Below are 16,031 nucleotides of genomic sequence, written 5' to 3'. Positions count from 1 at the left end.
GCGGCGGGCAGGGCGGAGTCCGCGGAGGCCGGACGGGCACCGACCGCGGGCGGCGGCGTGCGCGGGGTGGTCTCCGCCTCCGCCCGCGGATCGAAGCGGGCGGCGAGGCGCAGCATGGCCCGCGATCCCTGCTCGACACCGGCCCCCAGCTCCAGCCAGCGCCAGGGGCGGTAGGCGAGACCGGCGTTCAGCGGCAGGCCGGGCAGGAAGCTCGGGTCGTCCTGCTGTTGGGCGCGGAAGCTGTCGGCGCTGTATTCCAGCTTGACGCTCAGGCCCTCCAGGGGCGTGTGCCATTCCACCCCGCCGAACAGGGCCGCGCGCTCCCCTGTGAACCACGCCTCCGGCCCGCGGGCGGAGGGATCGGCGGGGTTGCGGTCGCGCTTGAAACGACCGCCGAGGGCGCGCAGCGGGTTGCGAAAATGCCCGTAGTCGCCGAGCCCGCCCCAGCCGATGCCCAGGCTGAGATCGGCGTCCCACCAGCGGCGGGAGGCGACCAGATACTCCCCCGCGAAGCGGCCCTTGCCCGGCAGGTCCAGCCCGCTGCCGGTGACGTCCCGCCCCCCGATGGCCAGCGCCGGCCACCATGGCCCTTCGCGCAGCAGGCGCAGCTTCGCGTCCACCCCCGGTTCGCTGAGGCCGTGCCAGCTTGGGTACACGCTGTCGCGCAGGGTGACCTCCAGGCCGGGAAGAAGCTGCGCCCCGGCGAAGAGATGCCGGTGCAGGCCCCCCAGCACGGTCAGCCCGGCGGTGACGGTGCCGTCCGGAAGGCCCCGCGCGGTCGGTGTCTGGAGCAGCCCGGCGGTTCCCCAGTCGGACAAGGTCGGCTCAAGCCCTTCCGCCCGCACGGGCAGGGCGGCGAGTGACAGCGCCAGGACGAGGAGAATGCGTTTCACGCCATGGTGGAGTTGTTCGGGAGGAATTCCCGATCCATGGCATTGTCATGCGTATGAATGCAACCCTCATTCCCTCTCCCGGAGCGGGAGAGGGGACCGGGAGGTCACAGCGCTTCGGCGGTGCAGGTCAGGCCCATGGTTTCCGCCGTGTTGGCGATGGCGGACAGGCAGGTGCCGGCGCGTTCCGGCGGGATCGAGACGGCGAAGCGGATGGTGTAGCGCCCGCCCTCGTGGTCCGGCAGGGTCTGGGCATCCAGCCGGACGATGTTCGCCTCGAACTGGGTGAAGATCTCCGACAGGCGGGCGATCAGGCCGGGCTGGTCGCCGCCCGACACCTCCACCCGGTGGGTGATGCGGGCCAGCGGGCCGGGGTCGGGATCGAAGGCGAAGGGCGTGACCTTGATCTGCGCGCCCGCCAGCTCCGGCAGGCTGGCCAGCCCGTCCTGGACCTCCTCCACGGCGACGCCGTCCGGCAGTTCGCAGACCGCCGAGAACTCCGCCCCCGCCCCCATGACCGCGAAGGTGGCGTCGCGGAGGTTGGCGCCCAACCCGAACAGATGGCCGGTGACCGCCGAGACGAGACCGACGCGGTCGGGACAGACGGTCGAAACCAGGGCGCGAGACGACACCGCAACCTCCGAAGCTGAAGCCCTCGATGAGGCGGCACGGCGCGCCTTCGGCGCCCCCCTCATCCTGGCCTTCTCCCGGGGGGAGAAGGGAGTCCTTACGCCGCCGTGCCGCCCACGGTCAGGCCGTCCAGGCGCAGGGTCGGCTGGCCGACGCCCACGGGAACGCCCTGGCCGTCCTTGCCGCAGATGCCGACGCCGGGGTCGAGCTTCGTGTCGTTGCCGATCATCGACACGCGGGTCAGGCTGTCCGGGCCGTTGCCGATCAGGGTGGCGCCCTTCACCGCGGGACCCAGCTTGCCGTCCTCGATCAGGTACGCCTCGTTGGCGGAGAAGACGAACTTGCCGCTGGTGATGTCCACCTGGCCGCCGCCGAAATTCTTGGCGTAGAGGCCCTTCTTGACCGACCTGATGATTTCCTCCGGCACATAGGGGCCGGGGCGCATCACGGTGTTGGTCATGCGCGGCATGGGATGGCAGGCGAAGCTCTGGCGCCGCCCGTTGCCGGTCGGGCGCATGCCCATCAGCCGGGCGTTCATGCGGTCCTGCATATAGCCGACCAGGATGCCGTCCTCGATCAGCGTGGTGCACTGGCCGGGGGTGCCTTCGTCGTCCACGGTGATGGAGCCGCGGCTGTTCTCGATGGTGCCGTCGTCCACGATGGTCACGCCGGGGGCGGCGATGCGCTGGCCCATCAGCCCGGCGAAGGCCGAGGTCTTCTTGCGGTTGAAGTCGCCCTCCAGCCCGTGGCCGATCGCCTCGTGCAGCAGGATGCCGGGCCAGCCGTTGCCGAGAACGACGGTCATCTCGCCCGCCGGGGCCGGGACCGAGGACAGGTTGACCAGGGCGGAGCGCAGAGCCTCGTCCACGAAGGCCCGCCACGTCTCCGGCTGCATGTAATGCTCGTAGGTGACGCGCCCGCCGCCGCCGTGGCCGCCCGATTCCATGCGGTCGCCCTCGGCCACCACGACGGAGACGTTCAGCCGCACCAGCGGGCGCAGGTCGGCCACCCGCACGCCGTCGGCGCGGATGATCTGCACCGCCTGCCACTCGCCGCTGATCGAGCAGGAGACCTGCCGGACCCGCGGGTCCTTGGCGCGGGCGTAGGCGTCGATCTCCGCCAGCAGCTTCACCTTCGCCTCGAAGGGGACCAGCGGCAGCGGGTTGTCGGGCATGTAGAGGGCGCGGTTGGTGCCGGCGGGCGGCTCCGCGACCGTCCCGGCGTGGCCGGCCTGGACGGCGCGCACCGTCGCGGCGGCGCGGCGGATGGCGTCCTCCGACAGGCTGGAGGCATGGGCGAAGCCGGTCGCCTCGTCGGCGATGGCGCGCAGGCCGAAGCCCTGGGTGGTGTCGAAGCTGGCCGACTTCAGCTTGCCGTCGTCCCAGCCCAGCGACTCGCTCTGCGAATATTCCAGATAGAGTTCGCCGTCGTCCGCCCCGCGCAACGCGTCGGCGACCACCCCCTCGATACGGGAACGGTCCAGGCCGGCGCGGTTGAAGAACAGATCGTCGGTGACGGCAAGCGCGCTCATGGGAACTCCGGGCTGTCGGTCTTTCGTAGGACAACGATGCGGCACCGGCGCTCTCGCGCCCGCACCCGCGATGTGCTCTAAGATCAGAGAACTATAGTGTGGCGACGGGCGGTCCATCCGGCAAGGCTCGTCGTCTGCCGGAACAGGGGCTTCGAAAGGGAATGGCCGCGATGACCGACGACGCGCTGGCGATGGGCCGCACCGGCAACGGAGACGGCGCCCGTTCCCTGGCCCATCCCCTGAAGGACCACGCGCTGCGCGTGACCCTGACCAACGAGGTGCACACCCGCCCGCCGGAAATGCTGTCCACCCCGGTGCGCGCCACCATGCTGGCGATGCTGTCGGGAGAGGGCGCGGCGGAGGCCGACCGGCTGCATCTGGAGAAGCTGTGCGACTGGGCCGGCGTGCCGCGCCCGCCCGCCGGGGCGACCCATTACAGCGGCTCCTTCGGCAGCTTCCGTCTGAAGTGGGAGCGCCACACCGAATTTTCCACCTGGACCGTCTTCCGCCCCGGCGCCGCGTCCCCGGCGGGCGTGCTGGTGGACCCCTTCCTGGAACCGGCGCTGAACGCGGTGCCCCGGGAATGGCAGGCCGGGCTGCCGGGCGAGCTGATGGTTGGCGTCCATGTCGCGGTTCTGGACGCCGACTCGCCGGAACCCTCGGCCAACATGCTGGCGGCCATGTTCGGCTCGCAGAGCTACATCGGCACGCGCATCTCCGGACGCGCGGCGACGGCCTGGACCGACTTCCGCATCCATGGCGACGGCTTCTCGCGCATCCTGATCGCCGATCACGCCATGACCTCCAACCAGGCGGGCCGCGTCGTGCAGCGGCTTCTGGAGATCGAAACCTACCGGGTGATGGCGCTTCTGGCGCTTCCGGTGGCGCGCGGCGTGCTGCCGCGCATCGGCCCCATCGAGGCCGATCTGGCCGACCTGACCGCCCGCATCGCCACCCTGCGCGGATTGGACGACGAGCGGGAACTGCTGGACCGGCTGACCCTGCTGGCCGCCCAGACCGAGCAGATCGCAGCGGAGACCGCCTACCGCTTCGGCGCGGCGCGGGCCTATTACAACCTCGTGGAAAAGCGGATCGTGGAGTTGCGCGAAATCCGCATCGAGGGGCTGCCCACGGTGGGCGAGTTCATGGACCGCCGCCTCGCCCCGGCCATCCGCACCTGCGAAGCGGTGGAATCGCGCCTGCACGCCCTGTCGCAGCGGGTGGCCCGCGCCAGCGACCTGCTGCGCACCCGCGTGGAGATCGCCGTGGAAGGGCAGAACGCGGAGCTTCTCCTCTCCATGGACAAGCGGGCGCAGTTGCAGCTCCGCCTGCAGGAGACGGTGGAAGGGCTGTCGGTGGTGGCGATCAGCTACTACCTCGTCGGCATCGTCGGCTATGCGGCGAAGGGGCTGAAGGGACTCGGGATGAAGGTCGATCCCGATCTGCTCGTCGGGCTGATGATTCCCATCGTCATCGCCTTCGTCTGGTCCGGCGTGCGCCGGATCCGCAAGGTCATCACCGGCGGACACTGACGTCTTCGGAGACTTTTCGGGGCTAACGCGGTGGGCGAATACCGCGAAGCGGACGGCGGCCGGAACGGCGCGGTCCGCTTAAGGTCCCTTGCGTCCCGCTTTCGGGACGTGCAGCCTAAAAACTTGATTTTCCGAGACAATTCGCTATACCATCAAACTGCGACAGCTTGTCGCAGTGTTAAGCTGATGCTGAAACTCAACTTCTGTTCTGATGCGGGCCTGAAACCGGCATTGCGCCTATGTCCTTCGTGTAGGGACACCTGACTTGTACCCAAGCGCAGTGCAGGGTTAAGCTCGCGCTGCGGGGGCCGCGCCACCCACGAACGGCACGATCCCTGCATAAACCGGCACCGCCGCAACGCCCGGCCGCGCAACCGTCCGACAGGGATGGAGCGCACCAGAGAATCAGGGGCGAAGGCGGGTCCGGCGGGAAGGGACGACCGCCGCCCGCGACCGTGGGCAGCGGGCAACGAGAGGGTTGGGGATGAAGACGCAGACCCTGAACGCTGCCGTTGTGGCGGCGCTGACATCTTTGTGTGGATTTGCCGCGAACGGTTCCGCCGCCGAACCCCACCCCTGGCAACTGGGGCTTCAGGAGGCGGCTACGCCGGTCAAGCACGCCATGGATTCCTTCCACAGCCTGCTGACGGTCATCATCGTCGCCATCGTTCTGTTCGTGCTGGCGCTGCTGGTTCTGGTGGTGGTGCGCTTCAACGCGAAGAAGAACGCGGTGCCGTCCACCACCTCGCACCACACGGTGCTGGAAATCGCCTGGACGGTCATTCCGGTCATCATCCTGATCGTCATCGCCGTGCCGTCCTTCAAGCTGCTCTATCAGGCGGAGCGGGTGCCGGAGGCGGAGATGACCCTCAAGGTCACGGGGCGGCAGTGGTTCTGGGATTACGAGTATCCCGACCACGGCAACATCGCCTTCTCCAGCTACATGATCCAGGAATCCGAACTGAAGCCCGGCCAGAAGCGCCTGCTGGAGGTGGACAACCGCGTCGTGCTGCCGGTCGGCACGACGGTGCGGGTCCTGGTCACCGCCGGCGACGTGATCCACTCCTGGGCCGTGCCGAGCTTCGGCGTGAAGAAGGACGCCGTGCCGGGCCGCGCCAACGAGACCTGGGTGCGGATCGAGAAGGAAGGCGTCTATTACGGCCAGTGCTCCGAGATCTGCGGCGTCAACCACGGCTTCATGCCGATCGCGGTCGAGGCCGTGTCGAAGGAAGCCTTCGCCCAGTGGGTGGAGAAGGCCAAGACCGCTTACGGGACACCCGACACCAAGCGCGACGTCGCCCAGGCTCCGTCCTCAGGGGCGCCGTCCGCCGGGGCCGTCCAGTAAGCAGCGCGCACAGCGCACAGCGGCGACTCAAAGAAAAAACCATTCCGCCGACGCGAGGGTTAGAGACATGGCAAACGCCAATCCGGGGGAAGCGCAAGGCCACGGGCACGGGCACGGGCATGACCACGACCATCACATGCCGGGCTTCGTCGAGCGCTGGTTCTTCTCCACGAACCACAAGGACATCGGAACGCTCTACCTGATCTTCTCGGTGACCGCCGGGCTGATCGGCGGACTGTTTTCGGTCATCATGCGGCTGGAACTCCAGTCGCCGGGCATGCAGTTCGTCGCGGACGGGCAGGTCTGGAACGTGCTGATCACCGCGCACGGCCTCATCATGGTGTTTTTCGTGGTGATGCCCGCGCTGATCGGCGGCTTCGGCAACTGGTTCGTGCCGCTGATGATCGGCGCGCCCGACATGGCCTTCCCGCGGCTGAACAACATCAGCTTCTGGCTGATCGTCCCGGCCTTCCTGCTGCTGCTCGGCTCCGCCTTCGTGGGGCAGGGGGCCGGCACGGGCTGGACGATCTACCCGCCGCTGTCCTCGCCGCTGGGCCAGAGCGGGCCGTCGGTGGACATGGCGATCTTCGCCCTTCACCTCGCGGGCGCCTCGTCGATCCTGGGGGCCGTGAACTTCATCACCACCATCTTCAACATGCGCGCACCCGGCATGACGCTGCACAAGATGCCGCTGTTCGTGTGGGCGATGCTGGTGACGGCCTTCCTGCTGCTGCTGGCCGTGCCGGTGCTCGGCGGCGCCATCACCATGCTGCTGACCGACCGCAACTTCGGCACCAGCTTCTTCAACCCGGAGGGCGGCGGCGACCCGATCCTGTTCCAGCACCTGTTCTGGTTCTTCGGCCACCCCGAAGTCTACATCATGATCCTGCCGGGCTTCGGCATCATCAGCCACATCGTCTCGACCTTCTCGAAGAAGCCGGTGTTCGGCTATCTCGGCATGGCCTACGCGATGGTCGCCATCGGCGTGGTCGGCTTCGTGGTGTGGGCGCACCACATGTACACGGTGGGCCTCGACGTCGATACGAAGGCCTACTTCACAGCCGCCACGATGATCATCGCGGTGCCGACGGGCGTGAAGATCTTCTCCTGGATCGCCACCATGTGGGGCGGGTCGATCGAGTTCAAGACTCCGATGCTGTGGGCGCTCGGCTTCATCTTCCTGTTCACGGTCGGCGGCGTGACCGGCGTGGTGCTGGCCAACGGCGGCATGGACATCGTGCTGCACGACACCTACTACGTCGTTGCGCACTTCCACTACGTGCTGTCGCTGGGCGCGGTCTTCTCGATCTTCGCCGGCTGGTACTACTGGATCGGCAAGATGTCGGGGCGCCAGTATCCGGAATTCTGGGGCAAGGTTCACTTCTGGACGACCTTCATCGGCGTGAACCTGGTCTTCTTCCCGCAGCATTTCCTGGGGCTGGCCGGCATGCCGCGGCGCATCCCGGACTATCCGGACGCCTACGCCGGATGGAACATGATCTCCTCGTTCGGAGCCTATCTCTCCTTTGCGTCCACGCTTCTGTTCGTGTGGATCGCGTACAAGACCCTGCGCAGCGGCGAGAAGGTCGATGCGGCCTATTGGGGACCGCAGGCGGGCACGCTGGAGTGGACGGTCAGTTCGCCCCCGCCGTTCCACGCCTTCGAGACGCTGCCGCAGGTGAAGTGACGTCAATCGGACGCGGCCACGGCGCCGGGGGGCCGGGAGGCTCCCCCGGTCAGAGTGCCGCGACTTCAGAGGATAGTGCAGAATGACGGACCTGAGCATTGAACGGGTCTCGACAGGTCCGGTCTCCGGATCGACGCCGGGTGACTACATCGAACTGCTGAAGCCGCGGGTGATGTCGCTCGTGGTGTTCACCGGGCTGGCCGGCCTCGTGCTGGCGCCCGGCCACCTGCACCCCGTGCTGGCGGCGGTGGCGGTGCTGTGCATCGCGGTCGGGGCCGGGGCCTCGGGCGCCATCAACATGTGGTACGATCGCGACATCGACGCGGTGATGTCGCGCACCGTCCGCCGCCCGATCCCGTCGGGGCGGGTGGAACCGGACAACGCGCTGGCCTTCGGGGTGATCCTGGCCGCCGCCTCCGTCGTGGTGATGGGGCTGGCGGTCAATTGGGCGGCCTCGGCGCTGCTGGCGCTGACCATCGGCTTCTACGTCTTCGTCTATACGATGTGGCTGAAGCGGCGGACGCCGCAGAACATCGTGATCGGCGGGGCCGCCGGCGCCTTTCCGCCGATGATCGGCTGGGCGGCCGTGACGGGCGGGGTGGAGTTGCCCTCCATCCTTCTGTTCCTGCTGATCTTCCTGTGGACGCCGCCGCATTTCTGGGCGCTGGCGCTGTTCCGCAACGGCGACTACACGCGCGCCGGGGTGCCGATGATGCCGGTGGTCGCCGGGCCGGAATCCACGAAGCGGCAGATGCTGGCCTACACGCTGGTCCTGCTGCCGGTGGCGGCGGCTCCTTACTTCATGGGTATCGGCGGCATCGGCTATCTCATCGGGTCGAGCCTGCTGGGCGCCCTGTTCGTGCTGTGCGCGGTCCGCGTGCTGCGCGCCACCGACGACAAGCCGGCCAAGCAGATGTTCGGCTTCTCGATCCTTTACCTGTTCCTGCTGTTCGCCCTGCTGGTGGGCGAGCGCCTTTTGACCGGAGGCGGGGCATGACGATCATGGACGAATCCCACGAGGAACGGCGCAAGCGGCTGCGCGGGCGCAACTACGCGGTCCTGGCCGCGCTGATGGCGCTGGTGGTGCTGTTCTACATCATCACGCTGGTGCGCATGGGCGGCAACTGACCGCAAACTGACCGCAGCGACCGGACGAACGGCAGGGGAGGGAGCGGCGCCATGAGCGACCACGAATTGCGGCGGAAGAACCGCCTGTTCCTGGCCGGGTTGTTCGGCCTCGTCTTTGGGATGGTCGGGCTGGCCTACGCCTCGGTGCCGCTCTACGCGCTGTTCTGCCAGGTGACCGGCTTCGGCGGCACCACCCAGCGGGCCGACGCGGCACCCGCGCGGCAGGTGGACCGCGTCGTCAAGGTCCGCTTCAACGCCGACGTGAACCAGTCGCTGCCCTGGAGCTTCAGGCCCGAGCAGCGGGAGCTGACGGTGAAGCTGGGCGAGATGGGGCTGGCCGCCTATCAGGCCGCCAACCGGGCGGACCGCCCCACGGTGGGCACCGCGCTCTACAACGTCACGCCGGACAAGGCGGGCAAGTACTTCAACAAGATCGAGTGCTTCTGTTTCACCGAGCAGGTGCTGGAGCCCGGACGGTCGGTGGACATGCCGGTGGCCTTCTTCGTCGATCCGTCGATGGCCGACGATCCGGCGATGGAGGACGTGACCACCATCACCCTGTCCTACACCTTCTTCCGCGCCAAGGACGAAACCCAGGTGCTGGCGCAGCAGGCGGCGGGCGCGAGGAGCAACGGCACGGCGGCGAACTGAGGACACGGACCAAGAGTCTGAACGAAGAAATCGGGCGAAACAAACCGGGGTTGGAAAGAGACGATGGCCGACATCACGCACGCGCATATGCCGCACCCTCCAGCCTCCGCGCACGGCGCGGGCGAAGGCGCCGGCATCCCGCATCCCTACCATCTGGTGAAGCCGAGCCCCTGGCCCCTGCTGGGCGCCTTCGCCGCCGGGCTGTTCGCGACGGGCATGGTCATCTACATGCACGACGGGGGCTGGCTTCTGGCGGCGCTCGGCTTCGCGTCCGTGCTGGCCGTGATGTTCGGCTGGTGGCGCGACATCATCAGGGAGGCGGTGCGCGAGAAGGCGCACACCCCCGTGGTGAAGATCGGCCTGCGCTATGGCATGGCGCTGTTCATCGCGTCGGAGGTGATGTTCTTCGCCGCCTTCTTCTGGGCCTTCTACGACTCCGCCCTCTACCCGAAGGTGTTCGCGGAGAACCCGCAGGGCGTCTGGCCGCCGCCGAACATCACGCCGCTGGAGACCTTCCACCTGCCGCTGATGATGACGCTGATCCTGCTTTTGTCGGGCGTCACCGTCACCTGGGCGCACCACGCCATCCTGGAGGGCCGCAACAGCGAGGCGGCCCGCGCGCTGGGCCTGACGGTCCTGCTGGGGGTGATGTTCACCTTCTTCCAGGGCTGGGAATACGCCCACGCCGCCTTCGGCTTCAAGCAGGGCATCTACCCGTCCACCTTCTACATGGCGACCGGCTTCCACGGCTTCCACGTCATCGTCGGCACCATCTTCCTGGCGGTTTGCTGGTTCCGCACCATGAAGGGCCACTTCACCCCGCGGAGCCATTTCGGCTTCGAGGCGGCGGCCTGGTACTGGCATTTCGTGGACGTGGTGTGGCTGTTCCTGTTCGTGTCGATCTATTGGTGGGGGTCCCTGGGCGCCACCGGCGGGCACTGATCCCACCCCTGTCGCCTTGCGAAGCCCTTCTCCTCCGCCGGGGGAGAGGGGCTTCCCGTTCCCGGAAGGAGGCGGGTCATTTGATCACCCACTATCCGAACCTGTCGCCGCTGACCGCCGGATTGCGCTGCGCCTGCCCGCGCTGCGGACGGGGCAAGCTGTTCCAGGGCTATCTGACGGTCAACGAGCGCTGCGCGGTCTGCGGCCTGAACCTCGCCCGGCAGGACAGCGGCGACGGGCCGGCGGTGTTCCTGATCTTCATCCTGGGCTTCCTGGTCGTTCCGGTGGCGCTGTGGGTGTCGATGTCGGTGGACTGGCCGCTGTGGCTGCACGCCATCGTGTGGAGCATCGTCGTGCTGGGGCTGGCGCTCGGCATGTTGCGCCCGGCCAAGGCTTATGTCGTGGCGCTCCAGTACCGCCACCGCCGCAACGAGCTGGAGGACCCGGAAGCGTGACCATGCGAGTGACCATGAGCGCCGCCACCGAACCCCGCCGCTTCCGCCCGTCGCTGTGGGCGACGCTCATCACCGTGCCCGCCGTGCTGGTCATGCTGGGGCTGGGCACATGGCAGATGCAGCGTCTGCACTGGAAGGAGGATCTGGTCCGCCGGGTGGAGCAGCGCCTGCACGCCGCCCCGGTTCCCCTGCCGTCCGTCATCACCGATCCGGAGGCGCTGGAGTTCCGCCCAGTGACCGTCGCCGGGCGCTTCCTGAATGACAAGGAGATGCTGCTGGTGGCCCGGCCCCGCCAGGGACAGGCGGGCTACGAGTTGCTGACCCCACTGCAACGCCCGGCCTCGGACGGCGGCGGCGTGGTGCTGGTGAACCGCGGCTTCCTTCCCATGGACCGGCGCGACCCGGCCAGCCGTCCGGACAGCCGCGTGGAGGGGCCGGTGACCGTCAGCGGGCTGGTCCGCCTGCCGCATCCCGCCGGCTGGCTCCAGCCGGGCAACCGTCCGGGGGCGGAGTCCTGGATGCGGCTGGACCCGCCGGCCATGGCCGCCGCCGTGGGGCTGGAGAACGTCGCCCCGCTGGCGGTGGAGGCCACGCCCGACCCGGCGCGCGGCAACGCGCCGCTGAACGGGATTCAGCCGCTGGTCGAGCTGCCCAACAACCATAGGCAATACGCCTTCACCTGGTATAGCCTCGCCGCGACGCTGGCCGTCGTCTATGTCCTGTCCCAGCGCCGGAGATCCACCCCATGACCGCCGCCTATCGGGAATTGGAACGCCGCTTCGCCCGCATCGCCGCCATCGGCGACGCGCTGGGCATCCTGAGTTGGGACAGCCAGACCATGATGCCCGACGGCTCCAGCGACGGGCGGGCGGAGCAGACCGCCACCCTGACCGTTCTGGCCCACGAGCTGGAAACCGACCCCCGCGTGGCCGACTGGCTGGCCGACGCGGAATCGGTGGGCGGGCTGGACGCTTGGCAGGCGGCCAACCTGCGGGAGATGCGGCGCACCCACCGCCACGCCACCGCCGTGCCCGCCGACCTGATCGAGGCGACCAGCAAGGCCATCTCCGCCTGCGAGATGACGTGGCGCACCGCGCGGGCGGAGGGCGACTTCGCCATGCTGCTGCCCACCCTGTCGGAGGTGCTGCGCCGCGTGCGGGAGTGCGGGGAGGCCAAGGCGGCGGCCATGGGCCTGTCGCCCTACGACGCCATGCTGGACGAGCACGACCCCGGCGCCCGCTCCGGGCGGATCGACGCCCTGTTCGCCGGGCTGGCCGGCTTCCTGCCGGAGCTGATCGGGTGCGTCCTCGACCGTCAGGCCGCCGAACCGGCGCCGCTGCGGCCCGAGGGTCCCTTCGCCGTCGCCGACCAGAAGGCGCTGGGCGAGCGGCTGATGCGGGCGGCGGGGTTCGACTTCACGCGGGGGCGGCTGGACGTGTCGCTGCACCCCTTCTGCGGCGGCGCCACCGGGGACGTGCGCATCACCACCCGCTACGACGAGGCCGACTTCACCAAGGCCCTGATGGGCGTGATGCACGAAACCGGCCACGCGCTCTACGAGCAGCGCCGCCCGCGGGACTGGCTGCGCCAGCCGGTCGGGCTGGCCCGCGGCATGGCCGTGCACGAGAGCCAATCGCTGATCGTGGAGATGCAGGCGTGCCGGGCCCCGGAATTCCTGCGCTGGCTGGCGCCGGTCGCGCGGGAGGCGTTCGGCGGCTCCGGTCCGGCCTGGGAGCCGGACAACCTCCGCCGCCTCTACAGCCGCGTGGAACGCGGCTTCATCCGCGTGGACGCCGACGAGGTGACCTACCCGGCGCATGTGATCCTGCGCTACCGGCTGGAGAAGGCGCTGATCGGCGGGGACCTCGCCCTGGCCGACCTGCCGGGAGCCTGGAGCGACGGCATGAGGGAGCTGGTCGGGGTGGTGCCGCCGGACGACCGGCAGGGCTGCCTTCAGGACATCCACTGGCCGTCCGGCGCCTGGGGCTATTTCCCAAGCTACACGATCGGCGCCATGACCGCCGCCCAGCTTTTCGAAGCCGCGGCGGAGGCCGATCCGGACATCCGCCCGGCCCTGGCGCGCGGCGACCTGGGGCCGCTGGCCGCGTGGCTGGGCGTGAACGTTCATGGCAAGGGCTGTTTCTACGCATCCGGCGACGATCTGCTGACCGCGGTCACCGGGCGCCCGCTCGACGCGGCGGTGTTCCGGCGGCATCTGGAAAGCCGCTATCTGGGGGCTTCCGCTCCCTACCGCTGATCCAGCTTCACCTCGATCCGCCGGTTCCGGGCCAGCGCCTCGTCGCTGGTGCCGGAATCGAGCGGCTGATATTCGCCGAAGCCCGCGGCGGCCAGACGGTCCGCCGGAATGCCCTGGTCGATCAGGTACTTCACGACCGAAATCGCCCGCGCCGCCGACAGCTCCCAGTTCGACGCGAACTGGATGCGCACCGGGCGCACGTCGGTGTGGCCGTCCACGCGCAGCACCCAGTTGATGTCCGGCGGAATCGTCCGTCCGATCTCGATCAGCGTGTGCGCCAGCGCGGCCAGCCGCTGCTTGCCCGCCTCTTCCAACGTCGCCGAGCCGGAGGGGAACAGAAGCTCCGACTGGAAGACGAAGCGGTCGCCGACGATGCGCACGTCGGGCCGGTTGCCCAGAGCCTCGCGCACCCGCCCGAAGAACTCCGAGCGGTAGCGGGCGAGGTCCTGTACCTTGGCGGCCAGCGCCTGGTTGAGCCGCGAGCCGAGTTCGGCGATCTGGACCTGCTGCTCCTCCGCCTTCTTCTCCGAGATCTCCAGAACGGCGCCGATGCGGGCGAGCTGCTCGCGCAGGGCGGCGATCTGCCGGTTCAGAAGGTCCACCTGCTGGTTCGCCTTGCCCGTCTCGCCCTGTTCGGCGGACAGGGACGCCATCAGTTCGGTGATGCGGATGTCGCGCTTCTCGATGTCCTTCTGCGCGAGCATCGTCTTCTCGTCCGCCGTGGCGAGCCGCGACTCCAGCGCCTTCGCGCGGTCGCGCTCCCCGCCGAGTTCGGCCAGGAGGGCCTGCCGCTGCTCCTCCGTCAGGCGCTGCTGAGCGGCGGCGGCGGCCAGTTCACCTTCCAGTCTGGTCCGGGCCTCGCGCAGCGCCTTCAGGTCGGCCTGAAGGCTGGCGGCCTCGGCCAGCTTCAGTTCGATGCTCTCCTTGTCGGCGCGGATGGTGCGCTGCAATTCCTCCGCTGCGCGGGTGGCGTGGTCGAGGTCGCCCTGGAGCGTGGCCATCCGGCTGGTCATGGTGTCCCGCGCCGCGACGGAACCCTGCAACTCCGCCGAAAGCTGGGCGACGTTGATCCGCAGGTCGGCGTTGGCGTCCCGCTCCAGCGCCAGCAGGTCGTTCAGCTCCGCGACCTTGCGGTTCAGGCTGCCGAGCTGCTCGTCGCGCCCGGTCAGCGCGGTCGCCATGTAGAACTGGGCGACGACGAAGATCATCAGCAGGAAGATGACCACCATGACGAGGGACGACAGCGCGTCCACCCATCCGGGCCATGCGCTGGCCTCGCGGTGGCCGTTGCGGCGGCTGATGCTGGGCATGGCGGGGTGTCCCTCCGGCGGACGGGGAGAAAGACGTCAGCGCTGTTCCGATTCCTCGGCCAGGGCGGCGATGGTGCGGGCCAGCAGCTTGATCTCGCTGCGGATCTCCTGCACGGCCTGGACCCGGCCCGTGGACGACTCCTCGACCATGCGGGCGAGGTAGATGTCCATGTTGCGCAGATGCTGGCGCGAGGCGTCGTCGAACCCGCCGATGGCGGCGTCCGACAGCCGGTCGAGCAGCCCCTTCATCTCAAGCTGGCTCTCGCCCAGCCGCAGGAGGAGCTGTTGTTCGGCGCGCATCTGGTCGGTCAGGGTGCTCAGCCGCTCGGTCAGGGCCATCAGGTTGGCGTTGGCCGACCGGCGGCCCTCCTCGGCGGTGGCGACGGTGCGCTGGAGCGAATCCAGGTTCTCCGCCGTCTGTTCCAGAAGCGCCGTCAGATAGGCCGGCATCGACTGGTCGCCGGTCTCCAGGCTGCCGCCGGCCCCGCTCGACAGCCGGGTGGCCCCGGACAGCCAGTCCTCCACGTCCTGGAAGAAGCGGTTGTGCGCCTGGCTGGCCTGAAGCTCCAGGAAGCCCAGCACCAGCGACCCCGCCAGACCGAACAGGGAGGAACTGAAGGCCGTGCCCATGCCGGTCAGCGGCGCCTCCAGCCCGTGCTGGAGGTTGCTGAACATCGCCCCCACGTCGCCGCCCTGCACCGACAGCCCGCCGATGACCGAGCCGACCGACTGCACCGTGTGCAGCAGGCCCCAGAAGGTGCCCAGCAGGCCGAGGAAGATCAGCAGCCCGATCAGGTAGCGCGACAACTCCCGCGACTCGTCCAGCCGCGAGGCGATGCCGTCGAGCAGGGAGCGCATCGACAGCGCCGACAGGGTCAGCCGCCCGCGCCGTTCCCGCAGCATGCGCGCCATGGGGGCCAGCAGCACCGGCTCCGGCCCGCCCGCGGCGGGGTGGTTGGACTGGAAATGCTCCAGCCACGCCACCTCGGGCCGCAGCATCAGCACCTGCCGGAAGATGAACAGGATGCCGGCCAGCAGCGTGCCGAGAATCAGCCCGTTCAGCGCCGGGTTGTTCATGAAGGCGGCGCGCAGGGCCGGGAACAGCAACGCCGTCACGCTTCCCACGACCACCAGGAAGAGGATCATCCGTGTCAGGAAGCGCTCCGGGCGCGTCATCGGGGAAGGCTCCTCCAGTGGGTGAGACGACGGGGCGATGGCGGCCATGGGCACTCTCGTCCAGGGGATAAGGGTCAGGCGGCGGACCGGGCTAGGGGTGTCGGGTCACTGGTTCAGGAACTCCATGTCCAGCCGGTCCGGCGCGCCGCCGCCCGCCTCCATGCCCAGGGCGCGGATGTCCACGCGGGTGCTGGCGATCCCGGCGGTTCCCAGCCTCTCGCGGACGGCCAGGGCGCGGGCCAGCGACAATTGCCGCGCCTCGCGCGCCGTCTCCGGCGTGCCGCTGGCGTAGGAGCGGATCTGAAGCCGCAGAAGCCCGTTGGCCTTCATGCGCTCCGCGATGGCGTCCAGCCGCGCCTGTGCCGGTTCGGGCAGCGCGGTGGCGGCGCCGTCGAAGAGGACGGTCAGCGGTTCCATGCGGGGCAGGGCGGGCGGCGGCGGCGCCTTGGGCTGCGGTGGCGGCAGGGCGGCGGTCTGCGTCCGGTCGGGCGGCGGGG

At 69.2% G+C, this 16,031-nt stretch carries 16 protein-coding genes; 10 read left to right on the top strand and 6 right to left on the bottom strand.

The genetic code is table 11. From position 1 onward, the window contains the following. From QSG27_RS21665 to tldD, 3 genes are all read right to left on the bottom strand, one after another. Window positions 1-893 (bottom strand): YjbH domain-containing protein (locus tag QSG27_RS21665; protein ID WP_306709777.1); only part of this gene is annotated, 893 nt, incomplete at its 3' end. A gap of 104 nt (window positions 894-997) precedes the next feature. Then, complete coding sequence (locus QSG27_RS21660) at window positions 998-1,522, bottom strand: glycine cleavage system protein R (protein WP_306709775.1); 525 nt, start codon at window positions 1,520-1,522, stop codon at window positions 998-1,000. A 95-nt stretch (window positions 1,523-1,617) separates the two neighbouring features. Then, on the bottom strand, window positions 1,618-3,051 hold the full coding sequence (tldD, locus tag QSG27_RS21655) for a metalloprotease TldD (protein WP_306709773.1): 1,434 nt from the start codon (window positions 3,049-3,051) through the stop codon (window positions 1,618-1,620). Window positions 3,052-3,221: 170 nt separating this feature from the next. Here tldD and QSG27_RS21650 point away from each other — a divergent pair, with 170 nt between their 5' ends. From QSG27_RS21650 to QSG27_RS21605, 10 genes are all read left to right on the top strand, one after another. Next, on the top strand, window positions 3,222-4,583 hold the full coding sequence (locus QSG27_RS21650; protein ID WP_306709771.1) for a DUF3422 family protein: 1,362 nt from the start codon (window positions 3,222-3,224) through the stop codon (window positions 4,581-4,583). Between the two features lie 484 nt (window positions 4,584-5,067). Beyond that, window positions 5,068-5,928 (top strand): cytochrome c oxidase subunit II, encoded by an 861-nt coding sequence (gene coxB / locus QSG27_RS21645; protein WP_306709769.1) that lies wholly within the window; start codon window positions 5,068-5,070, stop codon window positions 5,926-5,928. A gap of 67 nt (window positions 5,929-5,995) precedes the next feature. Next, window positions 5,996-7,615, top strand: coding sequence for a cytochrome c oxidase subunit I (ctaD, locus tag QSG27_RS21640; RefSeq protein ID WP_306709767.1), 1,620 nt, complete (start codon window positions 5,996-5,998; stop codon window positions 7,613-7,615). Between the two features lie 82 nt (window positions 7,616-7,697). After that, window positions 7,698-8,612: a heme o synthase gene (gene cyoE / locus QSG27_RS21635; protein ID WP_306709765.1), complete on the top strand. Its 915-nt coding sequence runs from the start codon at window positions 7,698-7,700 to the stop codon at window positions 8,610-8,612. Further along, complete coding sequence (locus tag QSG27_RS21630; protein ID WP_306709764.1) at window positions 8,609-8,743, top strand: hypothetical protein; 135 nt, start codon at window positions 8,609-8,611, stop codon at window positions 8,741-8,743. Before cyoE ends, QSG27_RS21630 begins: the two co-directional genes overlap by 4 nt. Window positions 8,744-8,794: 51 nt before the next feature. Continuing rightward, window positions 8,795-9,394 carry a cytochrome c oxidase assembly protein gene (locus QSG27_RS21625; RefSeq protein ID WP_306709762.1) on the top strand — a complete coding sequence of 200 codons (600 nt, stop codon included), beginning with the start codon at window positions 8,795-8,797 and terminating at the stop codon, window positions 9,392-9,394. 63 nt (window positions 9,395-9,457) lie between these two features. Beyond that, window positions 9,458-10,336 carry a cytochrome c oxidase subunit 3 gene (locus tag QSG27_RS21620; RefSeq protein WP_306709760.1) on the top strand — a complete coding sequence of 293 codons (879 nt, stop codon included), beginning with the start codon at window positions 9,458-9,460 and terminating at the stop codon, window positions 10,334-10,336. 80 nt (window positions 10,337-10,416) lie between these two features. Next, complete coding sequence (locus QSG27_RS21615) at window positions 10,417-10,791, top strand: DUF983 domain-containing protein (protein WP_306709759.1); 375 nt, start codon at window positions 10,417-10,419, stop codon at window positions 10,789-10,791. Window positions 10,792-10,793: 2 nt separating this feature from the next. Next, window positions 10,794-11,540, top strand: coding sequence for an SURF1 family protein (locus tag QSG27_RS21610; protein WP_306709757.1), 747 nt, complete (start codon window positions 10,794-10,796; stop codon window positions 11,538-11,540). Further along, window positions 11,537-13,048 carry a carboxypeptidase M32 gene (locus tag QSG27_RS21605; protein WP_306709755.1) on the top strand — a complete coding sequence of 504 codons (1,512 nt, stop codon included), beginning with the start codon at window positions 11,537-11,539 and terminating at the stop codon, window positions 13,046-13,048. Before QSG27_RS21610 ends, QSG27_RS21605 begins: the two co-directional genes overlap by 4 nt. On the opposite strand, the gene QSG27_RS21600 is transcribed toward QSG27_RS21605, so the two are convergent. From QSG27_RS21600 to QSG27_RS21590, 3 genes are all read right to left on the bottom strand, one after another. After that, window positions 13,039-14,358, bottom strand: coding sequence for a peptidoglycan -binding protein (locus QSG27_RS21600; protein ID WP_306709753.1), 1,320 nt, complete (start codon window positions 14,356-14,358; stop codon window positions 13,039-13,041). The two genes, QSG27_RS21605 and QSG27_RS21600, sit on opposite strands and share 10 nt — an antisense overlap. Before the next feature lie 36 nt (window positions 14,359-14,394). Beyond that, window positions 14,395-15,534 carry a DNA repair protein RecN gene (locus tag QSG27_RS21595; RefSeq protein ID WP_407653254.1) on the bottom strand — a complete coding sequence of 380 codons (1,140 nt, stop codon included), beginning with the start codon at window positions 15,532-15,534 and terminating at the stop codon, window positions 14,395-14,397. A gap of 105 nt (window positions 15,535-15,639) precedes the next feature. Then, window positions 15,640-16,031: OmpA family protein (locus QSG27_RS21590; RefSeq protein ID WP_306709750.1), on the bottom strand; the 392-nt coding region annotated here is incomplete at its 5' end.

Source organism: Azospirillum isscasi (assembly GCF_030849505.1).
In the GTDB taxonomy this organism is placed as follows: Bacteria; Pseudomonadota; Alphaproteobacteria; order Azospirillales; family Azospirillaceae; genus Azospirillum; species Azospirillum isscasi.
The sequence above is the reverse complement of the archived record's forward strand: the minus strand, read 5'-3'. Positions and strand labels throughout refer to the sequence as shown.

Coding starts and splice junctions, on each gene's coding strand:
- tldD (WP_306709773.1), bottom strand. CDS start 3,051: ATGAGCGCGCTTGCCGTCACCGACGATCTGTTCTTCAACCGCGCCGGC.
- QSG27_RS21650 (WP_306709771.1), top strand. CDS start 3,222: ATGACCGACGACGCGCTGGCGATGGGCCGCACCGGCAACGGAGACGGC.
- coxB (WP_306709769.1), top strand. CDS start 5,068: ATGAAGACGCAGACCCTGAACGCTGCCGTTGTGGCGGCGCTGACATCT.
- ctaD (WP_306709767.1), top strand. CDS start 5,996: ATGGCAAACGCCAATCCGGGGGAAGCGCAAGGCCACGGGCACGGGCAC.
- cyoE (WP_306709765.1), top strand. CDS start 7,698: ATGACGGACCTGAGCATTGAACGGGTCTCGACAGGTCCGGTCTCCGGA.
- QSG27_RS21630 (WP_306709764.1), top strand. CDS start 8,609: ATGACGATCATGGACGAATCCCACGAGGAACGGCGCAAGCGGCTGCGC.
- QSG27_RS21625 (WP_306709762.1), top strand. CDS start 8,795: ATGAGCGACCACGAATTGCGGCGGAAGAACCGCCTGTTCCTGGCCGGG.
- QSG27_RS21620 (WP_306709760.1), top strand. CDS start 9,458: ATGGCCGACATCACGCACGCGCATATGCCGCACCCTCCAGCCTCCGCG.
- QSG27_RS21610 (WP_306709757.1), top strand. CDS start 10,794: ATGCGAGTGACCATGAGCGCCGCCACCGAACCCCGCCGCTTCCGCCCG.
- QSG27_RS21605 (WP_306709755.1), top strand. CDS start 11,537: ATGACCGCCGCCTATCGGGAATTGGAACGCCGCTTCGCCCGCATCGCC.
- QSG27_RS21600 (WP_306709753.1), bottom strand. CDS start 14,358: ATGCCCAGCATCAGCCGCCGCAACGGCCACCGCGAGGCCAGCGCATGG.
- QSG27_RS21595 (WP_407653254.1), bottom strand. CDS start 15,534: ATGACGCGCCCGGAGCGCTTCCTGACACGGATGATCCTCTTCCTGGTG.